Here is a 16242-nt window from a genome sequence, read left to right as displayed (position 1 = left end):
TCTTGTTTTTTCGATACAACTTTAAAATAAGAAAGGGGGTAAATGATAATCACGACTTCGGAGTGATTTAATCCCCTTTCGGGGCAAGGGTCTTTGTGGTACAAATTGCAATTTGTGGTACAAAGACACACCTTGCTGATGTAGAAAATGGGATTATAAGCCCATGCCGAGTTACTGCATTCACTGAATACAGTAACACGGCGTAGGCTTGCATTCGGGGAATGCAGAACTTCAGAGTTTCCGCCATCTTTCCACATCATCTTTGTATTGGTCGAGATGTTCTCGAAGCACCTGCTCCACATATCCTGAAACGCTTGCTCCCTGCTCACCGATTTTCCGCACCACGAAGTCCAACTTTCGTTGAGTTTCCTCTGATACATACACGGCTTTGCGGTGGCTGTTGCGAAAGGGCTGGAGATATTTCCCCTGAAACTCGGATAATTGCTTCCTGTCCTTTGTTTTTCCCATTCGTTGATGATTCTCTTCGGTAGAAGTAGCCCTTTCCGTTGGTGACAACTCTGTTTCTTGATAGGACGGTTGAGAATAGTCCTTGTGACTCTCCTTGTCATTTTGTTCCTCAACTTTAACAGGCTCAAATCTTTTCTTTTCCTCTTCATAATCTATGGGCTGATCAAAATTGGGCAACTCTTCGGGCTTGCGGAGCTTAACGCCATAATTGCCCATATCTCGAAGGGCTTGTTCCAGACGTTGTTTCCTTTGTTCATCTATTCTTGCCATAATTTCTTGGGTATTGCGTTATAATGCCTTTCAAGCATTGTTTGTATGTCACTCTGTTTGTAAAGTATCTTCCCTCCGATTTTGTAGAAAGGAAGCGTTCCTAAGTTTCTGTACTCTTGGAGCGTGCGTGTGCTGAGCCGTAATTGGCTACAAACCTCCTCGCCAGTGAGGTAAACCTCTCCTCCCAGCATCGGACGGGCGGTAGCGCAATACCGCTCCAATTTCTTCAATATTCTTTCCATCAGTTGTGAAAACAACTGCATCTGAGGGTCTTCCTGCGTAATGATTTCATTCTCCGACATAATTCATTCATTGTTTACGTTCAGTAACTCCGTGATGTCGCTCTCCTTGTAATAGCACTTGTGTCCAATCATTGAGAAAGGGATTTTTCCCGTATCTCTGTATGATTGCAGGGTACGCTTACTGATGCCCAAACGCTTGCACACGGCTTCGTTGTCAAGCCATTCGTCCGTTTCGGGCGGATTGCCGATGAGTTGTTCGATACTGTGGATAAAATTTGCAAATTCGGAGTGGTGTCGCTCCCACACTTTGCGGTCGATAATAATGAGTTTCATTGCATTCTTTTTGTTTTGATTACGTTATTGTTACACGGAAAACGAACTGTTATGCAGTCCATTGCCGTACTTATCAAGTGCAAAAGTAAACCCTCGGAAGCACCGCTGCAAGAAATGAGGATAAGCAGGGAAATAGAGAGAAAACAAGAGAAAATACCAAAGGGAATCCGTCTGTGTTATTGCGGTAATGAGATGAGGTGCCGGCTTGTTCCTTTTATTATTTTGTTGTTTTATCGATAATTCGATAGTTCGACAAATCGAGATATCGAAGTGTAGATATATAATTTTATCGATAGATTATTTTGACGATATATAGTTTTGACAACAGATAGTCATGACAACAAATTGTACAAACAACAGATTGTCCGTATTATCGTCAGTCCTATCTGTTGTTGGTTGTTACGCCTTGCGTCCAAAGAGCCTGAGTATGCCGTATTCGTTCGGGCATTTCTCTTTGGCGGTCAGCCTACTTTCGCAAGGTTGGAGCGAAAAATACGACCGCACAAAAGATTAGTTTTTGCAAGTATGACTGTATCAAAATGCAGAGAAAAGCCCTGCGGTGGAGATTTTCCGCTCCATCGGCAGGACTTGACCTTGCAAGAAAGTAAAGTCAACCGCCATATCTTTGCCCGACCGAATACGGCTTCAGGGGCTTTGCGTAAGGCTGTTTATAAAGTGTAAACAAACGTTTTATCTGTCCGTCTGACCTACTGTAGGCAGATTATTGCTCTCAATGAGCAGCACTATCGTGCCTGTGAGTTCGGTGTAAAGACGGCCGTATTGCTCGCTTGTGGCAAATGTGTCCGTCAAACCGAACTTGTCGAATGTGGCTTGAACAGCCTTGTTCGACAACAATATGGGTGCAAGCTTCTCAGGGAGTGGTGCAGGCAGTTCCCTTTCAAACTCGTTTTCCAAGACAGAAACAAGCGTGTCATACTTGGAAAAGTGCAAACCTTGATACAACACCTCACTTGCTATGCTCTCCGCTTCGGGGTGCGTGAAACCTTGCGCCACTGCATCGCAGTAAGCAGTGAGAGCCATGTCTGCTCGTGTGGTGATAAACTCCGTGTCATGCAATCTCTCGGGGTACTGCTCACACATATAACTTCTTAATTTCAACCGAAAGTAGGAAAGTTCCTGTTTGTTGTTCTTTTTCATTTTATCCTTATTCAGTGTTGATACTTAATGATGGTTGTTTAACGGTCTAAGAAAAATCATTTTATCCTATGCTTGGCTTTCTTGGCGGACAAACACGCAGGGCCTTTCGCAGCTCCCTTGTGGTATTGCTACCCATGAGTGGCTGCATTTCACGTGCAATCTTGCTCTTGCTAACCTTCGCATAGAGTTCAGTAGTGGAAATAAAGCGGTGTCCGAGCATCTTACTGACGGTTTCTATCGGCAAGCCGTTCTCCAAACAGATGGTCGTGGCAAAGGTATGTCGTGCCGTGTGCGAGGTGGCTTCGGTATGAGATGGGAGTCCAGCCTTGATGATGATGTCCCTTATCTTGCGGTTGAAATGGCTATTCGTGGGGAACTCACGAAAGAGCAAACCCTCCTTTTGTCCGTCGCTGACAATGGTGAGTATCTCTTCGGCAATGGGTAATAAAGGAACAATGCTTCTGTTCTGAGTTTTTGTGCGACAGAGCGATATGTACCTGCGCCCATCGTCAAGTGTGTAAACATCGTCCAACCGTAGTTTCTTTAAATCAGAAAAAGCTAGCCCCGTAAAACAGCCCAATAGGAAGATGAGCCTGCAATGGTTGTCCACCGAGCGGTGAGGACGATATGAGAGAATTTTGTGTAAATCGTCAGAAGTGAGGGTATTGCGCTCGTAGGTGGGCGTTTCAATGTCTATCAGTTCAAAAGGGTCTGCATGGATATACCGCTCCTGCTGTGCCTTTCTAATAACCTGATGCAGGTGGCGCAGACGGTTAGAGACGGTGCTTTCCTTGTTTCTTAAGTCCCTAAGCATGAACAGACGGTAGCTTTCTATTAGGTCCTTGTCGGCTTCTTTGGGAAGACAGTCCTCATTCCTCCTTGTTTTCAGAAATTGAACAAAGCTCTTCCTGCTGTCCCTAAAAGCCCTGACGGTAGCCTTTCCTATAGTCTTGCCCTGCAATTCCTCCTTACTTTCGCAGACAGCTTGGTAAATCTCTATGAGTGTTGGGGTAGGTTTTCCTTGATGCAGGAACTGCTCCTTAAGATATTCTGCCGTGATGTAGTTCTCTTCCCTTAACGTGAGTTCATAGAGTGCGTGAAGTCGTTTATCTATTGAGTCCAGTTGATGATTGACATCATTCGCTCTGTTAGCTGCCACTTTTATACGTCCTATCTTTGATTGCCAATCATCGGGAGAGGTGTGCAATCCTGTTGAGAATGAAGAAGACGCACCATTGCAGGTGATACGGCAGCGGATAATGCACTCGTTATTCTCATTTGTCTTGCTTCTGTCTATATAGAATAGAATTGAAAATGTACTTTTCATTGTTCTTGGACTTTTAGTTGATTAAACGATATTGTGCGATGAGAGGGAGAATCTTCTCCACATCCCGAAAGACACGCTCTGGAGAAGTCTCTGCATACACCTGTGTGGTCTTTATTTGGCTGTGTCCGAGCATTTTTGACACACTCTCGATAGACACGCCTTCAGAGAGTGTCATCTGCGAAGCAAAGGTGTGGCGAGCCATGTGAAAAGTCAGCGTTTTCTGAATACCGCAAAGCCGTGCTATCTTTTTGAGGTGTATGTTTACCGTATCGCAGCCAGGTATGGGCAGCAGATACCCTTTGGGCGGTTCGTGACGGAACGCCCTTGTATGGATACCCCTGTACCGCTCGATGATGGCGGATGCTTCGGGCAATAGCGGAATGTGGCATATATTGCCTGTCTTTATTCTCGGCTTTCGTATCCAATTCATACCAGACTCGTGGATGATATGCTCTGACGTGAGGTGGTACACATCCGTATAGGAAAGACCGGTATAGCACGAAAAGAGAAACATATCTCTTGATACCTGCTCGTAGCCTTGCAGTTCGTTATCGCTTAATGCTGCTATTCTGTTTACTTCCTCCCTTGTGATGTATCGGGGTGTACCCACGTCCCAACGGATAGAGTGAGCGATGAAAGGATAGATGTCTATGATGTGCCGTTTGTGCAGGTCCTTGAGTAGGGATGCCAGCATTGTAAGATAACCAGCTGAGGTGTTGAGTTTAAAACCCTTTTCTTTGGCAAAATACTCCTCCAAGTCTTTGATAAGGGCAGTATCGGCTTTTTGCACGGGAATATCGTTCACATGGTAGCGATGTCTGAGAAATTTTGCCAGATGCTTACGGAAGAGCAGCAGACATTTCAGTCTTCTTTCACTGCGGTCTATGCCCACCCACTCACGGAAACGGTTGATATACTCGTCCGTATGATGAAGCAGTCCCTGCGATCCGCTATTCAACCCGAAAACAAGTTCCTTTACCTGCTCTGCCCTTACTGAGACATTAGACTTCTTTAAAAGCATCTCATAAACTTTACAGACACTTACTTGCAGTCGGTCAAGTTCGTTGTTTACTGATATGGCTTCTGCACTCTTGCCCACAAGTCTTTGTTTGCGACTGTCCCATAGATTGGGTGTACAGGCATATTTGCAACTGAACTGAACCATTGAACGACCGATACTGATGCGTCCCATGATGGGACTTTTTCCGTTTTTGTCCTGCGTACCTCTCTTGAGGTAGAAAAGCAGCTTCATTTTTTCTTTTTCCATTGTTTTTTTGCTTGCAAAATTACACTTCTTAGAGGAACTTTGAGTGATGCAAAACATTGATAATGAAAGAGAAATCACCGTTTTAGTTACCACTTTTAGCTGTTCTTTTCCTTTCATCGTTTCTCGAACGATTTGGTAACTGAACTCTTGCTTTTTCACTCCTTTCTTTGCCTATTTCTATTGATGCAACTCAATGAGTAAACAGGCAATATATCCTCTATTTCAATCAGATACGCATTCTTCTCCTTTTCTTGCTTCCAACTCCTATACTTCCGCATAAAACGCAGCCAGCTCTGGCACCTTGATAAATGTTCTGAACCGTTCCTTCTGTATGATGTCATTCGTGATGGAGAACTCGTAGTCTGTCGACTTCTTGGCAAAGACTGCCGCCCAAGCATCAAAACTGTTGATACCCTGCTTCTCCAAAGCCTGCGGGCGCAGATACTTGAACAGAAGATACAGTTCCGTCAGGCTATTGGAAATGGTCGTTCCCGAAAGGAAAGTGGCTCCCAAGTCCTTGCCGGACCTCTCCTGTATGGTACGAATGGCAAAGAGCATGTTTAAGGCACGCTGTGAACCATCAGGATTGCCCAAGCCCGACACACGATCGTGGCGTGTGTTGAACATCAGGTTCTTGAATTGGTGGCTTTCATCGACAAAGAGGTGGTCGATACCCATCATCTTGAAATCTACGGCATCGTCCTTACGCTCTGCGATGCTGTCCTGTATGTTCTGTAGCTTTGCTTCAAGTGTCTGCTTGCGCTTCTCCAATCCTTTGAGCATCCCACGGGAGATGTCTCTTCCTTGTTGCCGCAACACTTCGAGATTTTCTTCCACGGAGTCCAGTTCCTTTTGCATAATCGCTTCCTGTATCTCCAAAGCTTGCGGTATCATACCGAACTGTTCATGCGTCAAGATAATGCAGTCCCAGTCGTTGTTCTTGATGTCGTTAAAAATACGTTGGCGGTTCTGCTTATTAAAATCGTTCTTACCTGGATAGAGTACCTTAGCATTGGGATAAGCTTTCCTAAAAGTGTCGGCAATATCGAAGACGTTTGCTTTCAGTCCGATAATCATCGGCTTGTTTGCCAGTCCCAATCGCTTCATCTCGTAGGCAGCTGTACACATGATGAGCGTCTTACCCGCTCCCACCTCGTGGTCGCATATACCGCCACCGTTGGTTTTGAGCATCCATACGGCATCCTTCTGACTCTTGTAAAGGTCATCAATACCCAATCGTTTGAGGTCAAGGTCGGGAAACGTCTGGTGCGTACCGTCAAAGTTGGGTCGCACAAAACAGTTGAAAAGGCGGTTGTACCTGTCGGAGAGTTGTTGTTTGAAGGTATCGGGTGTGCGTCCGAGCCAATCGACAAAGCCCTGCCTGATTTCCTCAATCTTGGCATTTGCCATCTGGATGGCATGCCCGTCCCTTACTTTGATCGTTTTCGTCTCTCCCGTAACCTTGTCCGTCACCTCCTTACTCTTGTTGATGTCTGGAATGGTATTGTGAAGGGCGTGCTTCAGGAGATTGATGCCGTCATAGCGGCGGAACTCACCCTGTACGGCATACTTGTGCCAGATATTGGCATTCTTATGGTCACATACAATGCTGTACTCGTCCATGTTGGAATGGTAGGATACGCCAATGTCCGTCCCGAAGAACTCCGAAGCGAACCTGCCATAGACTTTAGCAGGTATCCAGCGTTCACCGAGATTAAAGTCAAGGTCTGCAAAAGGAATGGGTGTTGGCGTGGCTGCACGCAAGGCAGCAAGGCTCTGCTTTGCCTCTTCGTGGTCGGGATGGTCCAAGAGCCACGACTCGATACGCTCCGCCTTTTCTATTACATTGCCCGAAATGAACTTGTCCGCCACTTCGTAAGCATTCTCTTCAGGGTTGAAATAGATGCGACCTTCCAAGGAAGAAATGATGTCGCTTTCCTCCATATCAGGTAAAAGCGAACTCATGTAGTCAAGTTCCACCGTACCGTACTTGTTGAGCGATGCACCCAATGCCTCCATCGGGTCTGTGGCAACGGTCAGTTCCGTAGTAGAAAATGCCGTTGGATGGTCGAAGATGTCCGCCTTGACGTACCTGCCGTTCTCAGAGCGTTCCAAGAAGAGCATTTCCACGCCTGTAGTATCCATCTTGATAATGTCAGTATTCGCCTTCTGATTGAAGTAGCCCCCGCGTGCAACATAGTCATCATACAGGTGGTTGAGCCTGCTACGGTCTTCCCTGTCTTCTGCATGGTTCTCTGCTTCGTAGTCATATAGACGATGATAGCACTCCCGTATCTCGATATAGGCTTTGAGACGGGAAAGCTGCGCATACGGCAAGTCCATCGGGTTGAAGGTCGGATGTCGCTTCAGGTCAGAAAGAAACCCCACCTGACCTTTCTGCACGACAATGGAGCCGTCTCTCAGGTGAGAGTCCGGCGAAGAGAGAAAAGGGCGTGGTGAAGCGTCAAACTCCTTTCTGACTTCCGCTATCGGTTTTGGCTTGCGCTCCTCGGCTTCGTTCATGAAGTCGAAAAGTGACGGCTCACGTGAAGAGGAAGAAGCTGCTTTCCTGCTACTACGGGTACGACGTTGAGGAGAGGTTGCCACCTTTTGCATCTTGGACTCCGATGATTTCTGGGGAGCAGTTTGAGTTATAGGACGGCGCACCTGTGAAGTTCCTGAATTATCCTTGATTTCATGGTTCACACGGGTAACTTCTCTTGTCCAAAGGCTGTATTCCTCTGGGGCAAATAGTGACAGTTGCTCCGGTTGTCCGATGTCTTCCATGTTATTGTCCACCACCGGATGATGATCGTCGTCAAAGAATATCGTCTGCCCGTTCATCTCTCTCGGGGCTTCAATATCCGTACGGATTTCCTGTGGTTCCTGCTCGTATTGATGATGAAGTGTCAAGGCGGGTACGCCTTCGGGAGCAGGTTCTATAGTCATGGAAGGCTGTTCTGATACGAATTGTTGTGGGGCAGACTCTGATGATGACGGCTGTAATGGGATTGTCTCGCCGTTAGGAACGGTATTTTCCATTATCTGCGTATCGTTCTCAGAAGCAATGGTTACAGTCTCCTTAACCTTATTCTCTGTTTCTGCCTTTGTTATCACTTCTTCCTTGATTTCCTCTGCCACCACTTCTTCTTTGGTATATTGTCCCCTGACTATTTCTTCCAGTTCGGCTATCTCGTGCAATTTCTTAGGAGAGAAGTACAGGTCACGTTCAATGCCCAGTCCTCTTACTTTTACGCCTTCCATCTCATCGAGGGACATATTGCCAAGCTCCCAGCCGTAACCCATCGTGACAGCACCGAAGCCAATGCGGCTCTTAGGATCATATTCCAGAAGGTAGGCTGTATATGCTCCCATAGGGAAGAAATAGCGTGCATAGGCAACCTTATCGCCAATGAGTTCCTTTTCCGTGCTGTAAAGTTTTGGCAGTTGCTTCCTGATACTGTCGGGCATGAGGTTATAGGCATCGTTTATACCCTTGTCTTCAGTCTTTGTCCTCTCTGTTTCTTCTTCCCGACTTATGGTAATACCCAACTTGCGGAGCTGTTTCTCCGCTTCTGCCTCTCGCTCTACCTCTGTCATCGGTATACCTGTTTCATATAGCTTACGGTCGATACGTTGTCCCATTTCAAGGGAGAGCCGTGTTCGGAGACTTTCTGCCATTTCCTCAATCCCTCCTGTGAACCGATACTCCCATGCAGGTCTTCCATAAGGGTCTGTACCCATTATGCGCTCCGTGGCAATGGTGCGATGAGATATATCCTTCCAATCTCCTACAAAAAGTGAGTTGTGCTTGAAGACGACAGAAGAGCCTTCTTCTTTGGGAACGGAAAGAGTTTCTACGAATTGCTGCTCAATTCCCTCGCTGGTTTCTTTACCTGTCTGCTTCTGCAGGACGATGAGGTCACTGCCCACGTCCGTACCTGCATTGTCTGAAAACATACCTGATGGCAGACGGAGAACAGAGATAAGGCGGCTGTTCTGCATGAGGTAACGGCGTATGGCTTCATTGCGGGGACTGTCTAATACGCCCTGTGAGGTGATGAATGCCAAAATTCCTCCTTCCTTGATGCAGTCCAGACCTTTCACGAAGAAGTAATTGTGAATGGCACGTGTGGACTCACGTTTAAGAGTGTCCTTGCCTTTGTTATACTCTCGGTCATAGACCATGAAATCACCGAAAGGAATGTTACTTGTAATAAGGTCGTACTTGTCTTTGTTTTCTAACTCCCCAATGGCTTCAAAAGGCTCATTTCGGACGAAGATATTGCCTTTTCCATAAGGGTGCAGGGCTTGTGAGATGCGGGCAGTGAGCAGGTCCTTTTCCATTGCATCTACAACACCCGCTTGCTTTGCAAAGGTCTCGGCAAAGGCTCCCATGCCCATAGAAGGGTCTAAGCATCGTCTTACCTGCAGGTTTGTGGAGGCAAGTGCGTCTGAGATGGCAGAAACGATACGGGTATCGGTATAGAAGGAGGTCAGTACACTTGCCTTGATGCTCTCCCAGTACCGCTTGGCGGTATTGGCATCTACAGCTTCACGGTAAATCATCTGTTTGAGCTGCTGGGTAGGTTCAAAGAGATTCTGCTCTGACTTGCTCCAATAGCGTATGTCATCGGGGTTATCTGTACGGTTGAGTACACATTTCAAGCCACCGAAGCCCTGATTGTTTCGTAAGATACTTTTTTCAGCTTCGGTGGCTTCGCGGCGTTCTTTTTCCAGGCGCAAGACCACACGGATAGCCTCCGTGTTGGCTTGCAGGACTTCTTTCTTATTGTATGCCATAAGGTATAACGTATTCTATTATGGGAATAATCACTCTGACACCTAAGCTTGACTGTAATGTCAGACTTTAGTATCAGAAATGAAGTAGTATGCTATTTCCGTTTCTTGTTTTGTTCAAACTCAAAGGTGGTGGTATAATCGTCCTTCAAAACCAGTCGGGCGTTGAACTTCTTGCCAGCCTTGCTGGTCAGTCCTTTAAGGATAGGCGTACGACCAGAACTTATCAAGTCACGGATATTATCTTCAGAGAGATGTATGCCGCAGACTTCACGAAACACGTGGAAACCACAGGTTTCATGCCTGCACTTGGCTACCTTGGCATAGATGCCGACACTCTGCTGTCCGCACTTTGGGCAGCGGTAGACAGGATAGGACTTCTGCTCTGAAGAAAGTGAAAGGAGTTCCTCGCAAATAGTTCCCACGTATGAGTTGATGCCTTGTGAGAACTTATCAGATGGCATCTTTCCTACTTCAATAGCGGCAAGGGCAAGTTCCCAACTGCCTGTCATCTCCGCATTGGCTATCTTCTTGTCCTTGACAATCTCATAGACAGCTAGGCCTTTTTCTGTCGGTATGATGGCTTTCTTGTCCCTTCGGATATAATCACGAAGGATCAGCGTTTCAATGATGTTGGCACGGGTGGCAGGTGTACCGATACCACACGCTGCCATTGCTTTCTTGCTTTCTGCATCTTTGACCTCTTTTCCGGCATTCTCCATAGCAGAGAGGAGCGTTGCCTCTGTATAGAGAGGCTTTGGCTTGGTCTTATGCTCGGTGATTTCTGCATTGACAAGTGGTAGGACTTCTCCTTCTGGCAAGTTGGGCAATGAAGACAAGAACTGTTCGTCATCATCTTCTTTCTTATCTGCCTCCGCTTCTTTACCTTTCTGTACGGCTTTCCAGCCTAAAGAGATTTGTCGGTATGCTTTCCAAGTAAAGGTATTGGTGCCGTCAGTGAACCGCACCTGCATACGTTCTTCCTCGGAATCGGGAGAAAAAGCTTCGACAAAGCGATTGACCACCATCTGGTAGACGGTCGCTTCATCTGCCGACAATCCTGATGGTGTTTCACCAGTCGGGATGATGGCGTGGTGGTCGGTTACTTTTGTATTGTCCACCGAATGGCAATTAAGTGTATTTGATAGTGGCATGCCTATCTTACGCAGCAAGGCGGGGATTTCCTCGAAGACATCTTCACTGATGTATCGGCTGCCAGTGCGGGGATAGGTCGTGATTTTCTTCTCATAGAGACTTTGGGCTATCGAGAGGGTTTTGTCTGCAGAAAAGCCGTGGCGTTTGTTGGCATCCTTCTGCAAGGCAGTGAGGTCGTACAAGAGGGGTGGCGCGGTATGCGTTACCTTTCTTGTGACCGTTTCTACCGTAAGCTGGCTCTGACTGCGAAGCATGGCGAGAGCAGTCTGTGCCGATGCTTCACTCTCATAGTCTTTACAGCCAACGGTTTTCAGCGATAAGCCCTCTTTTTCTGTAAGAACGGAGAGTTTCCAATAGGGTACGGAAGCAAAATCACGGTTCTCTATGTACCGACGGCAGACCATAGCGAGTGTCGGAGTCTGTACCCGCCCCAAAGAGTAACCGCCTTTGCGAGCAATGGACAGGGCACGGCTGGCATTGATGCCCACAAGCCAATCGGCTTCACTTCTAGCCTTGGCGGTGTGATAGAGATTGTCATACGCAGTTCCTGCCTTGAGATGGGCAAGTCCTTCACGGATGGCTTTATCCGTAAGCGAGGAAATCCAAAGTCTGTCAAAAGGCTTGTGGCAGTTCAAATGGTGATAGATATAGCGAAAGATAAGTTCACCCTCACGCCCTGCATCGGTAGCTACGATGATGCGGTCTGCTCTGTCGAAGCAACCCTGGATAGCTTTGAGTTGCTTGAGGGCTGCGGGGTCGGACGTGTAGTCCTTGTCCTTGCGCACTTGACGCACGATAAGCCTGAAAGGATTGGGACGAATGGGCAGGGCTTCAGCTTTATAGGCAGAAAAACCGTAGGCTTCGGGCATGGCAAGGGCTATGAGATGTCCCATTGCCCAAGTGACGAGGTAGCCGCAGCCTTCCATATATCCGTCTTGCTTGCTCGTTGCTCCTACGATGCGGGCTATGTCTCTGGCTACCGAGGGTTTCTCGGCAATAATACATATATTCATTTGTTTTTATAATATTTATTTGTAACTTTGCAAAATATTAATTAGCATTTGTTTCGGCATAATGCTGCTCTTTAATGTTCCTCTTTATCCCAACTTAATAGAGCTAACTTTGAGTGTTTCGACACTATTTGTGAATTATATTAACATAAAGGATTATATTATGATGGATACAGAGAAGACTATAACTTTTGGAATTTGGGGAGAAATGGGAGTAAGAAGTTCCGTTAAAGCCAATATTATGTCGGTAAAAATAAATGATTTCCCCCTCCCTCCAATACGGAGAGCCACTTGTGTGGCTCTCTCGTTTTACATTTTGCGTCCACGAGACTTCTTCTGTTTGTTCTCGTCCTGCTTCTGCTTTTGGGCATCAGTGGGCTGTGTCTGCCCGGACTTTAACGGCTCATTCACATTTTTGGTGGCTTCGTTGGTCTTGCCTTGGTTGTTCACGGCAACCTGCGTCTTGTGTTCTTCGGCTACGGCTACCACCTTTTCCTTGCCGGTCTCCTGCTTCTTGTCAGGATTCCATTTGTAGAAACGCGGGCGGTTCTGTTCCTTGTCCATCTTGACGTAGGCATTGAAGGGTTGCCCTTCCTTGTCCACCATGTTTTTCAGATAAAGTGTTCGTCCGCTGTCCAAGGCTTCACGCTGTTTTTCGCTCAGTTCCAAACCGCAGAGTTTATGTGGTGCGCCTTGTTGTCGGGTGTGCTGCTGTCGTTCTTTCAAGCCTTGCTTGTTATCGAAGATAAACTCGATGCCTTTCTTCTCGGCATTGACCTGCAAAGTAGCATTGAAGGACTTACCACTCTTGGCGGTCATTCCTTCCACTTTCACGGCTTTGCCCTCTACAAGGTCTTTGTACTGCGCATCGGAAAGCGTAACGCCTTTGATTTCCTTGGGGATGTTCACGCGGTCGGCACGCAGGGCAATAATCTCATTGGTCTGTGGGTCGATGGAGACGTAGGCGGCAAACGGTTCTCCGTTCTTTGGGGTTACCTCAATGGTCTTGCCAAGATTACCCGTAGCAAGGAGCTGTTCTTTCTCTTCGGGAGAGAACTTGTAACCCATATAGGGAAAGTCAAGCTGTGGTTCTTTTCTCAAAGGATGAATTGCCAAACCGATATTGCCGTTATCGTCCGTACGGAATGCAAGGCGTGCTTCAGTGTAGATGGTAGTGTCTCCAATAGGTACGGCAATCGTCAAGAGATTGCTCTTCTGCCAATTGAGCATCTTTTCCAATTCTCCACTCTGCTCCAATCGCTCACGGGAAAGACCGAGGGTGTCGAGCTGCTTCCAGTCAATCTTCGACTCGTCAATAGCGGTGGCGTTCTTCTGTTTGGGTAGGAAGTCCTCAAAGCGCACCTGACTGTAAGCCAACTGCTGCTTGCTTTCGGGCTTTTCACGGTTTTGCAGCATGGTGCGCAGGTTGTCCACGCTCTGCTCCACATTGTCTGCTACGACCTTGTATAACCCGAAATGAGTCGGGTTGTTGAACTGTTTGAGGAAGTTGGTCATGAAGTTCTTCAGAAGTCCGTCCTTGTTGTTGAACTTCAAGAACGCTGCTTGATTGGCAGCGACAGCCTCAGTAGTTTTGAGGTTACCCTTGTCGTCAACACTGGACACGACGGACAACTTCCCTGCTTCCTGCTCATTCTTCACTTCCGTGCGGTCTTCCAAGACCAGCACGTAATTGTCATTGCTGTTTGATTCCATTACTTGATAATTTTAATGGTGAATACTCTTATCAAGCAGCTAAATTATAGGTATATAAAGAGAAATAAAAGTTTTTGGGAAAAGCAGGAAATAAAGGGAGATTACAGGAAATAGTCGTTTGTGCGTTGTAATATCTTACTTACAGGAATTCTAAAATGCCGCTTTGCTAAGTAAGATATAGTTGCTATAATAAGAAAATTCCCCAATTATCACGCTGGATAAGTGGGGAATCTCTTTGGATTGTATCGTTTAATCCAAACACTTTTTTATGATTTCATCGCTGATGCCATTTTCTTTCATTCTTTCAGCAACTACTTTTTTATAATTATTTACTTCATGGTAGTGGAATATCATGTGTCCAAGTTCCTCTAAGGCATTTTCTATGCGTTTTCTGCCTTGCTCCGTATTCACGTCAATATCGGCAAACTTTGAACGGTCACGGTGGAGATTGAGGTAGTATATCCCCCCTATAATCAATGCAGATATAGCAGATATATCTATATCCTTAAATTTCCCCTCGTAAGTATTGACAAGAGGTAATGTGTGCATTTCCCTAAGCATAGCTGTACGAACCGTAGTTTCATTTCCTTCCGCTATTTCCCAACGTAGTAATTCCAACATCACGGATTTGTCTTGAAGTGACTTGTGTACATCCTTGAAAATACTGATATAACCTAATTCAGAATCTGTAGGAAATGGGATTTTAGTCAGGACATCCTTAAACCAATAGTCGTACTTCTTAACGAATTCATCATAAAATTCGCTAAGATTATCATATCTGTTATAAAAGACAAGCGGTTCAATTCTGGCTTTCTTAATAAGTTCTGTCACCAGCATTGATGCAAAGCCTTTTTTCTTAATCAGACTTTCTGCTGCCTTGATAATGTCTGCCTGTATATCGACGTTTGTCCTTCTGTATCTTTTGGTTTTGTTTTCTTCTTCTGCCATTTAAAAAGGTATTGATTTTCTGATTTCCACAAGAGCGGTTACCAATTGTTCCAACTGTACTATTTCGTGCGAAGCCAACACGCTGACTCTAAGCCGTGCTTCCTTAGTTCTTACCGCAGGGTATGTGATACCGCTTACAAAGATACATCTTTTTTGCAATTCTCGTGCTATTTCGTATACTTTTTTATTGTCTCTTACCATAATAGGAAATATGGCTGATATGGAGCAGCCTATATCAAAGCCTTCCTCTGTCAGTCGTTTGCGCAGATAATTGACATTAGTCCACAACTTCTTGCGAATCTCTGGTTGTGTCTGTATGAGTTCCAGTGCCTTTAGGGAAGATGCTGCAACCTGTGGAGTCATTGCTGCGGAAAAGACATTACTGTCAGCATAATATCTCAGATACTGAATCAGTTTTTCTGACGCGGCAACAAAACCACCGACACATCCGAAAGACTTACTGAAAGTTCCTGTAATAATATCTACTTGTCCCAAGCAATTATAATATTCGGCTGTTCCTCTGCCGTTTTCTCCCATAACTCCAATGCCGTGAGCGTCATCCATCATAAGAAGACAATTGTGTTTCTTGCAGACCGCAATGTATTGGGGAAGTTTTGATAAATCTCCATTCTGGGAATAGACCCCATCGATGATGACCAATCGAGTCTGATATTTTCCCGTTTCCCGTTCAAGGATCATGTCAAGATAGTCAATGTCGTTGTGTCCTATATGCTTTACATTGGTTCCAATTAAACCACTTGTGGCACTGGTATGGATATACGAATCAATGTAGGCTATGTCATTTTTTCCCAATATAGCACGGAGCAAACCTGCATTGGCACCAAATCCAGATGAGAAGAGAATTGCATCTTCCTGACCAACGAACTTTGCAATGCCTTGTTCCAACTGCTGATGGATGTCTAAATAGCCTCCTATGGCTTGAGCGGCACTTGCCCCTGTACCGTATTTCAGGACGGCATTTATGCCAGCCTCCTTGGTCTCTGGTCTTTGCGACATACCTAAATAGTCGTTGGAAATATATGCTGAAACTTCACCGCCATAGCCCTCTATTTGCATCTTGGCTCCAACGCCTGTTCTTGCCATGACCCAATAACTCTTGCAGCCGAACTGATTCATTTGGTCAATATAACTCTGGAAGTTTTGGCTACGTTCGATAACATTCTCGCTGGGAGTAATCTCGAAATCTTTTAATGTAATAAATCTTTTTTCCATATAAACAATGTATAGGTAGTAAATAATGCTACAAATATAGCTAAAATACTAAGAAAATACAAATTCTGGGGAAAAAAAACTATTTTTCTTGTTTTTAAACAATATGTATATGTATATTTGCAGTGCCAAGAAGATAATTTGTCGACAATATTATTGAACAGACATTACAAAGCAATGCCGGAAGCTAAAAGAAGGCAAATTAAACATCAAAATTATGAAGAAGATTAATAAAATCACAATTCTTAGTGATGACTTACTCTCTGAAACGCTCGGAGGATTATCCAATCGGACAGAAATCGAATCTCCATTCTTGGATAA

General features: G+C 45.6%; 12 protein-coding genes. 1 reads left to right on the top strand and 11 read right to left on the bottom strand.

What is annotated here, in order from left to right:
* Positions 1 to 231 precede the first annotated feature (231 nt).
* The 3 genes from J5A56_RS02240 to J5A56_RS02230 are packed head-to-tail and all read right to left on the bottom strand — an operon-like array spanning position 232 to position 1313.
* Complete coding sequence (locus J5A56_RS02240) at positions 232 to 738, bottom strand: DUF3408 domain-containing protein (protein WP_211815481.1); 507 nt, start codon at positions 736 to 738, stop codon at positions 232 to 234.
* On the bottom strand, positions 726 to 1040 hold the full coding sequence (locus J5A56_RS02235) for a helix-turn-helix domain-containing protein (protein ID WP_211815480.1): 315 nt from the start codon (positions 1038 to 1040) through the stop codon (positions 726 to 728). The genes J5A56_RS02240 and J5A56_RS02235 overlap by 13 nt, the downstream gene beginning before the upstream one ends.
* A gap of 3 nt (positions 1041 to 1043) precedes the next feature.
* Positions 1044 to 1313 carry a helix-turn-helix domain-containing protein gene (locus tag J5A56_RS02230; RefSeq protein ID WP_211815479.1) on the bottom strand — a complete coding sequence of 90 codons (270 nt, stop codon included), beginning with the start codon at positions 1311 to 1313 and terminating at the stop codon, positions 1044 to 1046.
* Positions 1314 to 1631: 318 nt separating this feature from the next.
* Here J5A56_RS02230 and J5A56_RS02225 point away from each other — a divergent pair, with 318 nt between their 5' ends.
* Entirely contained in the window at positions 1632 to 1994 is a 363-nt protein-coding gene (locus J5A56_RS02225) for a hypothetical protein (RefSeq protein WP_211815478.1), read from the top strand.
* 9 nt (positions 1995 to 2003) lie between these two features.
* On the opposite strand, the gene J5A56_RS02220 is transcribed toward J5A56_RS02225, so the two are convergent.
* The 8 genes from J5A56_RS02220 to J5A56_RS02185 all read right to left on the bottom strand — a co-directional run bounded on the left by J5A56_RS02220 (position 2004) and on the right by J5A56_RS02185 (position 15924).
* Positions 2004 to 2471 (bottom strand): DUF1896 domain-containing protein, encoded by a 468-nt coding sequence (locus J5A56_RS02220; RefSeq protein WP_021670484.1) that lies wholly within the window; start codon positions 2469 to 2471, stop codon positions 2004 to 2006.
* Positions 2472 to 2532: 61 nt separating this feature from the next.
* The gene (locus J5A56_RS02215) at positions 2533 to 3798 is read right to left on the bottom strand and encodes a site-specific integrase (RefSeq protein ID WP_036918392.1); all 1266 of its coding nucleotides are present in this window, start codon (positions 3796 to 3798) and stop codon (positions 2533 to 2535) included.
* A gap of 13 nt (positions 3799 to 3811) precedes the next feature.
* Positions 3812 to 5065 (bottom strand): site-specific integrase, encoded by a 1254-nt coding sequence (locus tag J5A56_RS02210; protein WP_036918398.1) that lies wholly within the window; start codon positions 5063 to 5065, stop codon positions 3812 to 3814.
* 264 nt (positions 5066 to 5329) lie between these two features.
* Positions 5330 to 9868, bottom strand: a complete 4539-nt coding sequence (locus J5A56_RS02205; protein WP_021670480.1) for a DUF2958 domain-containing protein — start codon at positions 9866 to 9868, stop codon at positions 5330 to 5332.
* 92 nt (positions 9869 to 9960) lie between these two features.
* Entirely contained in the window at positions 9961 to 12033 is a 2073-nt protein-coding gene (locus J5A56_RS02200) for a type IA DNA topoisomerase (RefSeq protein ID WP_211815477.1), read from the bottom strand.
* Between the two features lie 306 nt (positions 12034 to 12339).
* A complete protein-coding gene (locus J5A56_RS02195) occupies positions 12340 to 13743 on the bottom strand; it encodes a DUF4099 domain-containing protein (RefSeq protein WP_211815476.1) in 1404 nt (467 codons plus the stop codon).
* 249 nt (positions 13744 to 13992) lie between these two features.
* The gene (locus J5A56_RS02190) at positions 13993 to 14691 is read right to left on the bottom strand and encodes a TetR/AcrR family transcriptional regulator (RefSeq protein WP_021670475.1); all 699 of its coding nucleotides are present in this window, start codon (positions 14689 to 14691) and stop codon (positions 13993 to 13995) included.
* Positions 14692 to 15924 (bottom strand): aminotransferase class I/II-fold pyridoxal phosphate-dependent enzyme, encoded by a 1233-nt coding sequence (locus tag J5A56_RS02185; RefSeq protein WP_021670474.1) that lies wholly within the window; start codon positions 15922 to 15924, stop codon positions 14692 to 14694.
* Between the last annotated feature and the right edge of the window lie 318 nt (positions 15925 to 16242).

This window comes from Prevotella melaninogenica (genome assembly GCF_018128065.1).
GTDB lineage: Bacteria > Bacteroidota > Bacteroidia > Bacteroidales > Bacteroidaceae > Prevotella.
The sequence above is the reverse complement of the archived record's forward strand: the minus strand, read 5'-3'. Positions and strand labels throughout refer to the sequence as shown.

What these genes read in the sequence shown, in the direction of transcription:
- J5A56_RS02240 (WP_211815481.1), bottom strand. Translation starts at nt 738, where the DNA reads ATGGCAAGAATAGATGAACAAAGGAAACAACGTCTGGAACAAGCCCTT.
- J5A56_RS02235 (WP_211815480.1), bottom strand. Translation starts at nt 1,040, where the DNA reads ATGTCGGAGAATGAAATCATTACGCAGGAAGACCCTCAGATGCAGTTG.
- J5A56_RS02230 (WP_211815479.1), bottom strand. Translation starts at nt 1,313, where the DNA reads ATGAAACTCATTATTATCGACCGCAAAGTGTGGGAGCGACACCACTCC.
- J5A56_RS02220 (WP_021670484.1), bottom strand. Translation starts at nt 2,471, where the DNA reads ATGAAAAAGAACAACAAACAGGAACTTTCCTACTTTCGGTTGAAATTA.
- J5A56_RS02215 (WP_036918392.1), bottom strand. Translation starts at nt 3,798, where the DNA reads ATGAAAAGTACATTTTCAATTCTATTCTATATAGACAGAAGCAAGACA.
- J5A56_RS02210 (WP_036918398.1), bottom strand. Translation starts at nt 5,065, where the DNA reads ATGGAAAAAGAAAAAATGAAGCTGCTTTTCTACCTCAAGAGAGGTACG.
- J5A56_RS02205 (WP_021670480.1), bottom strand. Translation starts at nt 9,868, where the DNA reads ATGGCATACAATAAGAAAGAAGTCCTGCAAGCCAACACGGAGGCTATC.
- J5A56_RS02200 (WP_211815477.1), bottom strand. Translation starts at nt 12,033, where the DNA reads ATGAATATATGTATTATTGCCGAGAAACCCTCGGTAGCCAGAGACATA.
- J5A56_RS02195 (WP_211815476.1), bottom strand. Translation starts at nt 13,743, where the DNA reads ATGGAATCAAACAGCAATGACAATTACGTGCTGGTCTTGGAAGACCGC.
- J5A56_RS02190 (WP_021670475.1), bottom strand. Translation starts at nt 14,691, where the DNA reads ATGGCAGAAGAAGAAAACAAAACCAAAAGATACAGAAGGACAAACGTC.
- J5A56_RS02185 (WP_021670474.1), bottom strand. Translation starts at nt 15,924, where the DNA reads ATGGAAAAAAGATTTATTACATTAAAAGATTTCGAGATTACTCCCAGC.